Here is an 11,529-nt window from a genome sequence, read left to right on the forward strand (position 1 = left end):
CTCGTACGACGTGACGTCAGCCCTCCTCCGGGCCACCGTTCTCCTTGTCCTCCGCGGACTCCGCGGCGTCCGCGGGCTCCGTGGACTCGGCCGGCTCCTCCGCCTTGACGGTCTGCGCGCCGGGCTGCGGCTCGGCCACCGCCACCCGCGCGGGGCGGATGGTGCGCTCGCCGATCCGGTACCCGGCCTGGAGGATCGCCACGCACGTCGTCTCGGTGACGTCGGGCGCGTACGAGTGCATCAGGGCCTCGTGGATCGTCGGGTCGAAGGGCTCGCCCTCCTTGCCGAACTGCTGGAGGCCCATCTTCGCGACGACCGTCTCCAGCGACTCGGCGACGGACTTGAAGCCGCCGACGAGTTCGCCGTGGTCCCGGGCGCGGCCGATGTCGTCGAGCACGGGCAGCAGTTCGGACACGATGTTCGCGACTGCCACCTCCTTGACCGCGACCCGGTCCCGCTCCACGCGACGGCGGTAGTTCTGGTATTCGGCCTGGAGGCGCTGGAGGTCGCCCGTGCGCTCGTTGAGCGCGGTGCGGGCCTGGTCCAGCTCGGCCACCAGGGCCGTCTTCTCGTTCGCGTCCCCGGCCGGGGCCGCCTCCTCCTGGGGGGCGGCCGCCGGCTCGGCGGCGTCAGGGGTGGCGCCGGAGGGGACGTCGGGCTTCTCCTCGAAGCCCGGGGTCTCCTCGGTCACGCCGCACCGTCCTTGCGCTCGTCGTCCACGATCTCGGCGTCGACGACGTCGTCGTCGGCCTTGGCCTGACCCGCGTCACCGGCACCGCCGGCGGCCTGCGCGCCCTGGGCGTCGGCGTACATCGCCTGGCCCAGCTTCTGCGAGACCGCGGCGACCTTCTCGGTGGCCGTGCGGATCTCGGCCGGGTCCTCGCCCTTGAGCTTCTCCTTCAGCTCGGCGACGGCGGCCTCGACCTCGGTCTTGACCTCGCCGGGGACCTTGTCCTCGTTGTCCTTGAGGAACTTCTCGGTCTGGTAGACGAGCTGCTCGCCCTGGTTACGGGACTCGGCGGCCTCGCGGCGCTTGTGGTCCTCCTCCGCGTAGCGCTCGGCCTCCTCGCGCATGCGGTCGACCTCGTCCTTCGGCAGCGAGGAGCCGCCGGTGACGGTCATCTTCTGCTCCTTGCCGGTGCCGAGGTCCTTCGCCGTGACGTGCATGATGCCGTTGGCGTCGATGTCGAAGGAGACCTCGATCTGCGGGACGCCGCGCGGCGCCGGGGGCAGACCGGTCAGCTCGAACATGCCGAGCTTCTTGTTGTACGCCGCGATCTCGCGCTCGCCCTGGTAGACCTGGATCTGCACCGACGGCTGGTTGTCCTCGGCCGTGGTGAAGATCTCCGAACGCTTCGTCGGGATCGTGGTGTTGCGCTCGATCAGCTTGGTCATGATGCCGCCCTTGGTCTCGATGCCGAGGGACAGCGGGGTGACGTCGAGCAGCAGGACGTCCTTGACCTCGCCCTTGAGCACACCGGCCTGGAGGGCGGCGCCGATGGAGACGACCTCGTCCGGGTTGACGCCCTTGTTGGCCTCCTTGCCGCCGGTCATCTCCTTGACCAGTTCGGCGACGGCGGGCATACGGGTCGAACCGCCGACGAGGACCACGTGGTCGATCTCGCTGAGCTGGATGCCGGCGTCCTTGACGACGTTGTTGAACGGCGTCTTGCAGCGCTCGAGCAGGTCGGCCGTGAGCTGCTGGAACTGGGCGCGGGTCAGCTTCTCGTCGAGGTGCAGGGGGCCCTCGGCGGAGGCGGTGATGTAGGGGAGGTTGATCGAGGTCTCCGTGGAGGAGGACAGCTCGATCTTGGCCTTCTCGGCCGCCTCGCGCAGCCGCTGGAGGGCCATCTTGTCCTTGGACAGGTCCACGCCGTGCCCGGACTGGAACTGCTTGACCAGGTAGTCGACGACGCGCTGGTCCCAGTCGTCACCACCGAGGTGGTTGTCGCCGTTGGTGGCCTTCACCTCGACGACGCCGTCGCCGATCTCCAGCAGCGAGACGTCGAAGGTGCCGCCGCCGAGGTCGAAGACCAGGATGACCTGCTCGTCCTTGTCGAGGCCGTACGCCAGCGCGGCGGCGGTCGGCTCGTTGACGATGCGCAGCACGTTCAGGCCGGCGATCTCGCCGGCCTCCTTGGTCGCCTGGCGCTCGGCGTCGTTGAAGTAGGCCGGGACGGTGATGACCGCGTCGGTCACCTTCTCGCCCAGGTATGCCTCGGCGTCCCGCTTCAGCTTCTGCAGCACGAAGGCGCTGATCTGCTGCGGGTTGAAGTCCTTGCCGTCGAGGTTGATCTTCCAGTCGGTGCCCATGTGGCGCTTGACCGACCGGATGGTCCTGTCGACGTTGGTGACGGCCTGGCGCTTGGCGACCTCGCCGACGAGCACCTCACCGTTCTTGGCGAAGGCGACGACGGACGGCGTGGTCCTGGCGCCCTCGGCGTTGGTGATGACGGTGGGCTCGCCGCCCTCCAGAACGCTGACGACGGAGTTAGTCGTGCCCAGGTCGATGCCGACCGCACGTGCCATGGTGATTTCCTCCAGCTGACTTGAGTGGAACAGGCTCAAGTGTGCATGACGGCCTGCGCCGGGTCAACAGAGGTGAGTCGAGCGGACTCAACTCTTATCCGTTCCTTACGCGCAACGACGTCGTGGCCTGCGATTTCTCGCCGGAAGTGGCCTGCCGCACCGGAAAGCCGGCCCCCCGGAGCGCCCCGCTCAGCGGCACGCTCCCCCCGCCGAGCGGAGCGGGGCGGCCGTCGGGCCGGTGGTCCGGGCGGCGGTCCGGGTGACCGTCAGGGCGCCGCTCCGGGCTGCCGTCGGCGCGGACACCCCGGTACGCGGGCGCGCGTCCGCCCGCGTACGGATCGTCACGGGCATCGGCGTACGGGTCGACAAAGTACGGCTCGGCGGCGTACGGGTCCTCCGGGGCCCAGGCGTCCACGGAGCCGACGGGGGACGACGCCTCCCGCGCCCCGCGCCCGCCACGCCCGCCGCGTGCGGGGAAGGCACCGGTGCCGTCCGCGAGACGCCCTCGGGACACGCCCGCCGGGACCCCGCGCCTCCCCGGTGCGCGCGACACGCCGTCGCGGCCGAACCGAAGCCGCCGCGACACGCCACTCCCCACCGAGAACACCCGCGACACGCCACTCCTTCCGCTCCGCACCATCCGCGACACGCCGCGCCTGCCCCGCGACGCACGCGTCACACCGGTCGTGTCGGTCGTGTCGGTCGTGTCGGTCGTGTCAGTCGTGTCGGCGGAGCGCCGACGCGACACGCCGGCCGTGTCGGCACAGTGCCCCCGCGACACGCCGGTCCGCACCCCCGCCGCCCGCGCCGGCACCCCGCGCGGGGACGTCCGTACCGGGCGCGCCACCTGGGGCCGCGGACCGCGCCGGGTGCCCGCCCGCAGCAGTCCCAGCACCAGCGCGGTCCAGCCGCCCGCCACCCACGCCACGGCCGTCTCGCCGGCCCCGCCGGTGTGCACGAGCACCCCCGCGACCACCCCGCAGAGCGCGCCCGCGCCGAGGAGCACCACCGTGCCGTGCGCCGTGAGCCCGAGCCGCCGCAGCCGGTGCACGAGGTGGCCGGGCCCGCGCGGCGCGGAACCGCGGGCGGGCCGGCGCGCGAGCAGGAAGAGCACGCCGTCGGCGCTGACCACGGCGGTCAGCACGAACAGCACCCCGGCGCCCGTCCCGGGCCCGTGTCCCGCCCGGGCGAAGACCGCTCCCCCGGCGAGCAGGAAACCGGTGAAGGCCGAGCCGGAGGTGCCCAGCGTGATCCGCGCGGGGTGCCAGTTGTGCAGCAGGAAGCCGGTCAGCGCGGCGGCGAGCACGCTCAACAGCACCGCGAGCCCGTCCATCAGTTCCGCCGCCGCGCAGATGCCGACGCCGAAGGCGGTCGGGACACCGACCGTGCCCGCCGCCCCGTCGGCGTGGTCCAGCCCCCGGAAGGCGGTGGCGACCAGCGCGATCCACAGCGCCGCGCAGAGCCCGGCGGCGATCCCCGTCTCGGCGTACGGCACGGCGCACGCGGCGGCGGCCGCGGTGCCGGCCAGTACCCAGCGCCGGCGCAGCCGGAGGAGGTCGGCGACCAGGCCGAGCCCGCCGACGGCCGCCGCGGCGGCGAGCAGCCGCCCGGCCCCGGAGCCGAGCGGGACGAGCCCGGTCCGGTCGCAGACGACGGCGACGAGGCAGGTGACGAGGAGGACGGCGACCCCGCCGAGCACCGGCACCGGGCGGCGGCGGCGCCGGTCGGTCAGGCCGAGGCGCAGGGCTGGGGCCCGCAGCAGTGCGGTGAGCAGCGCGGCGAGGAGGAAGGAGGCGGTGGCGGCGGCGATCCCGTAGAGCACGGGCACTAAACTAAGCGGAATATCACGATTTGCGATGAACCGCCTGCCCAGACCGGCGTGGCGGCGGCCGTCCGGCACGGCCGCCGCTCAGGCATGCCTCAGCGACGCAGATCACCGCCGCCCTGACTACAGTGCGGCTGGGGATACGGGTAGTCTCGGACCGACTGGGTAAGTTACCGCTTAGTAATCTCCGTTACCACCACCCCCGTTCCCTCTCCGCCAACGCCTCAGCAGAACCGCCTCGCAGGCCCGAGGAGCCCTCATGCAACTCGCCGCGATCATCGTGTCGCTGGTCCTGACCGTGGTCGGCGTCGCATTGATCGCGCGCGCCATCGGCCAGTTCGTCCGGTACTTCAAGCTGGGCCAGCCCGTGCCCGCCGGCACCCGCACCGACAACCCCTACCAGCGCAGCGTGGTGCTGGTGAAGGAGTTCCTCGGTCACACCCGCATGAACAAGTGGGGCGTGGTCGGCGTCGCCCACTGGTTCGTGGCGGTCGGCTTCCTGACACTGCCGCCGACCCTCGCCCAGGCGTTCGGCCAGCTCTTCAAGGCCGACTGGGTGCTGCCCGTCCTCGGCGGCTTCCTGCCGTTCGAGATGTACATCGAGTTCATCGGTGTGATGACCGTGCTCGGCATCGCCGTGCTCATCGTCATCCGCCTGCTGAGCCTGCCGTCCCGCCCCGGCCGCAAGTCCCGCTTCGCCGGCTCGAAGTCGGGCCAGGCGTACTTCGTCGAGTACGTCATCCTCACCATCGGCCTCGCCATCTACGTGCTGCGCGGCCTGGAGGGCGCCCTGCACGACGTGGGCCACTACGAGGCGTCGTACTTCGCCTCGTACCCGCTGGTCCTCGCCTTCAAGGGCCTCGGCGTCACGACGCTGCAGAACCTGGTCTACCTGGTCGCCATGATCAAGATCGGGACCTCGTTCGTCTGGATGATCGTGGTCTCGCTCAACACCAACATGGGCGTGGCCTGGCACCGCTTCCTCGCCTTCCCGAACATCTGGTTCAAGCGCGAGGCCGACGGCTCCACCGCCCTCGGCGCGCTCCAGCCGATGACCTCGGGCGGGGAGCCGATCGACTTCACCGACCCCGGCGAGGACGACGTCTTCGGCGTCTCCCAGGTCGAGCAGTTCTCCTGGAAGGGCCTGCTGGACTTCTCCACCTGCACCGAGTGCGGACGCTGCCAGTCGCAGTGCCCGGCCTGGAACACCGGCAAGCCGCTCTCCCCCAAGCTCCTGATCATGTCCCTGCGCGACCACGCGCACGCCAAGGCCCCCTACCTGCTGGCCGGCGGCGGCAAGACCATGGAGGGCGAGGAGAAGGCGTCCGAGGACCAGCTCGAGGACGTCCCCGCCGCCGCGCTCGCCGAGGCCGAGCGGCCACTGATCGGCACCGCCGAGGAGAACGGCGTCATCGACCCGGACGTCCTGTGGTCCTGCACCACCTGCGGCGCCTGCGTCGAGCAGTGCCCGGTGGACATCGAGCACGTCGACCACATCGTCGACATGCGCCGCTACCAGGTCATGATCGAGTCCTCGTTCCCGTCCGAGGCGGGCACGATGCTCAAGAACCTGGAGAAGAAGGGCAACCCCTGGGGCCTGGCGAAGAAGCAGCGCCTGGAGTGGCTCAAGGAGGTCGACTTCGAGGTCCCCGTCGTCGGCAAGGACATCGAGGACCTCACCGAGGTCGAGTACCTGTACTGGGTCGGCTGCGCCGGCGCCCTGGAGGACCGCGCCAAGAAGACCACCAAGGCCTTCGCCGAACTGCTGCACATGGCCGGCGTCCGCTTCGCCATCATGGGCGGCGACGAGAAGTGCACCGGCGACTCCGCCCGCCGCCTCGGCAACGAGCCCCTGTTCCAGGAACTCGGCATGGAGAACGTCATGTCCCTCAACGCCGCCTTCGGCGAGGAGATGGACGACGACGGCAAGGTGACCGAGGAGTCCCGCAAGCCCCGTTCGGCGAAGAAGATCGTCGCCACCTGCCCGCACTGCCTCAACACCCTCGCCAACGAGTACCCGCAGATCGGCGGCGACTACGAGGTCATCCACCACACCCAGCTGCTCCAGCACCTGGTGGACGAGGGCAAGCTGGTGCCGGTCACCCCGGTCGAGGGCATCATCACCTACCACGACCCGTGCTACCTGGGCCGCCACAACAAGATCTACACGCCCCCGCGCGAGATCATCGCCAGCGTCCCGGGCATCCGCAACGAGGAGATGCACCGCCACAAGGAGCGCGGCTTCTGCTGCGGCGCGGGCGGCGCCCGGATGTGGATGGAGGAGCGGATCGGCAAGCGCATCAACGACGAGCGCGTCGACGAGGCCCTCGCCCTGAACCCGGACATCGTCTCCACCGCCTGCCCGTTCTGCCTCGTCATGCTGACCGACTCGGTCAACGGCAAGAAGAACGACGGCAAGGCCAAGGAGTCCATCCAGGTCGTCGACGTCGCCCAGCTCCTGCTGGAGTCCGTCAAGACCCCGGCCGACCCGGCCGGTGAAGCCGAGTCGGAGAACGAGCCGACGCCGGAACCGGTGAAGTAACACCGTCCGTACCGACACCCCCGGGACCACGCCGTCCCGGGGGTGTCGGCGTTCCGCGGGGCACCGCCGCGGTCCCCCGGCGGCCTCCGGCGCGTTCCGGGACCCCGCGGACGCCGCCCCGGACCACGGGGCGTCCGCGTCCGCGTCTCGGGGCCGCGCTCGGGGCCGCGCTCAGGGAAGCCTCGGGGAGCAGCCGTAGGGGATGTCACAGCTCGGCCGCAAACCCTCACTCGAACGGACCGCCCCCACACCTCACTCCCCGGGACCGGGTACGTTCGATGGCGTGGCTGGATTCAGGATCGGACGCGGCCGGGACGACGGCGCTCCTCACGCGCGACCGCAACACCCTCCGTACGGGCAGCAGACGCCGCAGGGACCGTCGTACGGCGGCCCCGCCGCGCCGCGACCGCCGTACCCGCAGCAGCCGTACGGCGCGGGCGCCCCCGGCGGCTCGCCCTGGCCGAACGCCGGCGGGCACGGCGAGCCGGAGTACTTCGGCGACGGCGGCTACCCCCAGGGCGGCCCGCGGCACCCGCACGGCGGGGGCGCCCCGTACGACCCGTACGCGGCCAACAACCCGGGTCACACCCAGGCGTTCTCGCTCGGCGAGGAACCCTACGGCCAGGGCGACACCTACCGCGCCGGCGCCGCCCCGGCACCCGGCCCGATCGGGCCCCGACTGCACTGGAAGGACCTCCTCAAGGGGATCGTCCTCTCCCCCGACCGCACCTTCCTCCGGATGCGGGACTACACGATGTGGGGGCCCGCCCTCGTCGTCACCTTCCTCTACGGCCTGCTCGCGATCTTCGGATTCGACACCGCCCGCGAGGACGCGATCAACGCCACCCTCTCGAACGCGATCCCGATCGTCCTGATCACCGCGGTCGCCATGGTGCTCAGCGCCCTCATCCTCGGCGTGGTCACGCACACCCTCGCCCGCCAGCTCGGCGGCGACGGCGCCTGGCAGCCGACGGTCGGCCTCTCCATGCTGATCATGTCCATCACCGACGCGCCGCGCCTGGTCTTCGCCCTCTTCCTCGGCGGCGACGCGCCCTTCGTGCAGATCCTCGGCTGGGCCACCTGGGTCGCCGGCGGCGCGCTGCTGACCCTGATGGTCTCCCGCTCGCACGACCTGCCGTGGCCGCGCGCGCTGGGCGCCTCGGCCATCCAACTGGTCGCCCTGCTCTCCCTGGTCAAGCTGGGCACGCTGTAACCCGCGGCCCCACCGGCACCCCAAGGCCCTCCGGGCCCCGGCCCCCCACGGGGGACCGCCCCGGAGGGCCTTTCGGCGTCCTGGGGCGCCGCGCAGGGGCTCATGGTGGGACCGCCTGGCGGGGGCCCCCGTCCGAGGGACGCCGTAACGCGCCCTGCCGGGGGTGCGCGTGCCCGTCCACCCGCGAACCGACCGGGCGACTGGCGGCAGCGGGCAGGCTCTGTGCCAGTCCCGCGGCCAGGGCTCCGTCCGGCGATACGACCGGGCCCGACACCTCCCTCCGGGCACGCGGCCGGACCGGGCTCCTGGCCGCACCGTGCGCCCCGCTTGCGAAAGCGGCGCGGCCCTGGCGCCGTCTCTCCGGGCGACGCCTTCGACGGGCCGGTTCCGCCGGTACGCCGGCGGCTCGCTCCGGGAGGTGTCGTCGGCGAGCCGCGCCCGCCCGGTCCACCACGACCGCCGGGCGAGCCCCCGCACCCGGCCGGTGCCCGCCGAGAACGTCCCGAAGCGCCCCGCCGGCGGCCGGCGCCGTGCCCGCCGGACCCGTGGTCGCCGGCGTCCGGGCAGTCCGCGTGGCGCTGTCCGCGTCCGGGCTGTCCGTCCGCTCCCCGGAGACCTCGCGTTCCCGCACCACCACGTGCCGGCGCCGTCGACGACGGGGCGCCGCAAGGGGGTTGGGTCCGGTGCCCGCCGAACGGCGATAGCGTGGGCCGGGACCACCCGAGTGACGAGGAGGACGCGTGCGGCTCGCGCTGGAGGCACTGTTCGCCGACGTGCCCGCGGAGCAGGTCGAGGAGGCCCGCGCCTTCTACGCGTCGAGGAAGCCGGGTCGCGGCCCCGCCAGCCCGGAGGAGCTGAAGGAAGCCCGTGCGAGGCGGTCCGCCCCGCGTCCCGCCGATCCGCCCGCTGTCGAGGAGACCGCCGGGGCCGCGGGGGCACGCGTCCCGGTGAGGATCCTCACGCCCTCGGGCGGCCCGCCGCGCGGCGTCCACCTGGAGATCCACGGCGGCGGCTTCTACCAGGGCTCCGCCGCCGAGGGCGACGTGGGCAACCGGCGCCTCGCGGACGCCCTCGGCGTCTCCGTCGTCAGCGTCGACTACCGGCTCGCGCCCGAACACCCCTGGCCGGCCGCGCCCGACGACTGCGAGACGGCGGCGCTCTGGCTCGTCGAGCGGGCCGGTGCCCTCTTCGGGACGTCCCGGCTGACCATCGGCGGCCGCTCGGCGGGGGCCACGCTCGCGCTGACGACGCTGCTGCGGCTGAAGGCCCGGGGCGCGGCCGGCGCCTTCCGCGGCGCCGCTCTGCGGTACGGCGCGTACGACCTGAGCGCCCGCACCCCGGCCGGCCGCCGCATCGCCGACGAGTACTTCCTGCGGGCGTACGCGGGCCACGTCGAGGACCGTACGCTGCCCGACGTCTCCCCGTCCTACGGCGCCCTCGACGGGCTGCCCCCGACGCTGCTGGTGGTCGGCGCGGCGGACGTCCTCCTGGAGGACAACCTCGCCCTGGCGGGCCGCCTCTCCGCCGCCGGCAACGACGTGGAGCTACGGATCTACCCCGAGGCCCCGCACGGCTTCACCGGCCACCCCACCGCCCTGGCGCGGACCGCGCTGACCGGCGTGGAGCACTGGCTCGGCGAACGGCACACGGGACGCTGAACCCGGCGCCCGCCGGGGCCCCCTCAGAGCGCCTCGGTGTTGGCCCTGGCCGCCTCACCGGACCGGTGCACGGGCGGCAGGACGCTCCAGGGGAAGTTGATCCAGTCGTCGGTGCGCTTCCACACGTACTCGCACTTCACCAGCGACTGCGACTTCTCGTAGATCACCGCGCTGCGGACCTCGGCGACGGTGTCCAGGCAGAAGTCCCGCACCAGCTTCAGCGTCTTGCCGGTGTCGGCGACGTCGTCCGCGATGAGGACCCTCTTGTCGGAGAAGTCGATGACGTTGGGCACCGGGGCGAGCATCACCGGCATGTCGAGCGTGGTGCCGACCCCGGTGTAGAACTCGACGTTCACCAGGTGGATGTTCTTGCAGTCCAGCGCGTACGCCAGTCCCCCGGCCACGAAGACGCCGCCGCGGGCGATGGAGAGCACGACGTCCGGCTCGTAGCCGTCGTCGGCGATCGCCTGCGCCAGCTCGCGGACGGCGCCGCCGAACTGCTCGTAGGTGAGGTTCTCCCGGACGTCGCTCATACCTGGGTCCGGTGGAAGTTCTTGAAGGAGCGGGACGCCGTCGGACCGCGCTGCCCCTGGTAGCGGGAGCCGTACCGCTCGCTGCCGTAGGGGTGCTCGGCCGGCGAGGTGAGCCGGAACAGGCAGAGCTGGCCGATCTTCATGCCGGGCCACAGCTTGATCGGCAGGGTCGCCAGGTTGCTCAGCTCCAGGGTCACGTGCCCGGAGAACCCGGGGTCGATGAACCCGGCGGTCGAGTGCGTGACGAGGCCGAGCCGGCCTAGCGAGCTCTTGCCCTCCAGGCGGGAGGCGAGGTCGTCCGGCAGGCCGATCACCTCGAAGGTGCTGGCCAGCACGAACTCACCGGGGTGCAAGATGAACGGTTCGTCCCCCACCGGTTCCACGAGCCGGGTGAGGTCCTCCTGCTCGATGGAGGGGTCGATGTTCGGGTACCGGTGGTTCTCGAACACCCGGAAGTAGCGGTCGAGGCGCACGTCGATGCTCGACGGCTGCACCATGGAGTCGTCGTAGGGATCGATCCGCACCCGTCCGGCGTCGATCTCGGCCCGGATGTCCTTGTCTGAGAGAAGCACGCCCCGAGGATACGCAAGGCGCGCGGCACGACGACAACCACCGCCGCGCCACGCGCCGACCCCGATGGTGTAACCACCGGCCCCGCCCCCTTCCGAGGCGGGCCACCGCTGTCGCGGTTAGCGCTTCCGCCCGTTCACCGGCACCGCGCTCCGCAGCCGCGCGCAGCGCGGACATCGCACGAGCCGGCAGGGGCCGAGCCGCTCGGCCTGCTGCATCGGGAACGAGGTGGCGGTGAACACGTGCCCATCGGCACAGCGGACGACGGTGCGCTCCATCAAGTCCTTCAAGTCCCTTCCCCAAGAGCCGCGTCTGGCTTGCTGCCCTGACGACAAAAGCCACATTACGGGATCAAAGGGAGGACTCTCCAGGCGGCACTCCGGCCCGCGCACACCCCTCCGCGACCGCCCCACCGTACGCCCCAACTCCGGCCCACCGCAGCCGGTTCACCCCCGGAAAGCACCACGGGCCCCAACGGCACGAACGCCGGGGGCCTGCGATGAGGTACAGTGAGCGAGCATCCGGACACCGACTCGAAGCGGCGTCCGTACCACGCGGGTGTAGTTTAATGGTAGAACATCAGCTTCCCAAGCTGAGAGCGCGAGTTCGATTCTCGTCACCCGCTCCATGAAGAAGGCCCAGGTCATGACCTGGGCCTC

8 protein-coding genes and 1 tRNA gene are annotated in these 11,529 nt (G+C 72.0%); 4 read left to right on the top strand and 5 right to left on the bottom strand.

The window, feature by feature from the left end:
- Positions 1–16: 16 nt before the first annotated feature.
- The 3 genes from grpE to VM636_RS14340 all read right to left on the bottom strand — a co-directional run bounded on the left by grpE (position 17) and on the right by VM636_RS14340 (position 4,351).
- Positions 17–691 carry a nucleotide exchange factor GrpE gene (gene grpE, locus VM636_RS14330; protein ID WP_030420228.1) on the bottom strand — a complete coding sequence of 225 codons (675 nt, stop codon included), beginning with the start codon at positions 689–691 and terminating at the stop codon, positions 17–19.
- The gene (dnaK, locus tag VM636_RS14335; RefSeq protein ID WP_030420229.1) at positions 688–2,529 is read right to left on the bottom strand and encodes a molecular chaperone DnaK; all 1,842 of its coding nucleotides are present in this window, start codon (positions 2,527–2,529) and stop codon (positions 688–690) included. Before dnaK ends, grpE begins: the two co-directional genes overlap by 4 nt.
- Positions 2,530–2,623: 94 nt before the next feature.
- Complete coding sequence (locus VM636_RS14340; RefSeq protein ID WP_338484693.1) at positions 2,624–4,351, bottom strand: MraY family glycosyltransferase; 1,728 nt, start codon at positions 4,349–4,351, stop codon at positions 2,624–2,626.
- 262 nt (positions 4,352–4,613) lie between these two features.
- On the opposite strand from VM636_RS14340, the gene VM636_RS14345 reads away from it, so the two are divergent.
- From VM636_RS14345 to VM636_RS14355, 3 genes are all read left to right on the top strand, one after another.
- On the top strand, positions 4,614–6,896 hold the full coding sequence (locus VM636_RS14345) for a (Fe-S)-binding protein (RefSeq protein WP_030420231.1): 2,283 nt from the start codon (positions 4,614–4,616) through the stop codon (positions 6,894–6,896).
- A gap of 202 nt (positions 6,897–7,098) precedes the next feature.
- The gene (locus VM636_RS14350; protein ID WP_037858141.1) at positions 7,099–8,109 is read left to right on the top strand and encodes a YIP1 family protein; all 1,011 of its coding nucleotides are present in this window, start codon (positions 7,099–7,101) and stop codon (positions 8,107–8,109) included.
- Between the two features lie 740 nt (positions 8,110–8,849).
- Positions 8,850–9,767 carry an alpha/beta hydrolase gene (locus tag VM636_RS14355; protein WP_053912969.1) on the top strand — a complete coding sequence of 306 codons (918 nt, stop codon included), beginning with the start codon at positions 8,850–8,852 and terminating at the stop codon, positions 9,765–9,767.
- A gap of 23 nt (positions 9,768–9,790) precedes the next feature.
- On the opposite strand, the gene VM636_RS14360 is transcribed toward VM636_RS14355, so the two are convergent.
- On the bottom strand, positions 9,791–10,300 hold the full coding sequence (locus tag VM636_RS14360; RefSeq protein WP_030420234.1) for a phosphoribosyltransferase: 510 nt from the start codon (positions 10,298–10,300) through the stop codon (positions 9,791–9,793).
- Entirely contained in the window at positions 10,297–10,872 is a 576-nt protein-coding gene (gene dcd, locus VM636_RS14365; protein ID WP_030420235.1) for a dCTP deaminase, read from the bottom strand. Before dcd ends, VM636_RS14360 begins: the two co-directional genes overlap by 4 nt.
- 552 nt (positions 10,873–11,424) lie before the next feature.
- Between dcd and VM636_RS14370 the strand changes: the two genes are divergently transcribed.
- A tRNA-Gly gene (locus VM636_RS14370) sits at positions 11,425–11,498 on the top strand.
- The last annotated feature ends 31 nt before the right edge of the window (positions 11,499–11,529 follow it).

This window comes from Streptomyces sp. SCSIO 75703, from assembly GCF_036607905.1.
In the GTDB taxonomy this organism is placed as follows: Bacteria; Actinomycetota; Actinomycetes; order Streptomycetales; family Streptomycetaceae; genus Streptomyces.

Coding starts and splice junctions, on each gene's coding strand:
- dnaK (WP_030420229.1), bottom strand. CDS start 2,529: ATGGCACGTGCGGTCGGCATCGACCTGGGCACGACTAACTCCGTCGTC.
- VM636_RS14350 (WP_037858141.1), top strand. CDS start 7,099: ATGTCACAGCTCGGCCGCAAACCCTCACTCGAACGGACCGCCCCCACA.
- VM636_RS14345 (WP_030420231.1), top strand. CDS start 4,614: ATGCAACTCGCCGCGATCATCGTGTCGCTGGTCCTGACCGTGGTCGGC.
- VM636_RS14360 (WP_030420234.1), bottom strand. CDS start 10,300: ATGAGCGACGTCCGGGAGAACCTCACCTACGAGCAGTTCGGCGGCGCC.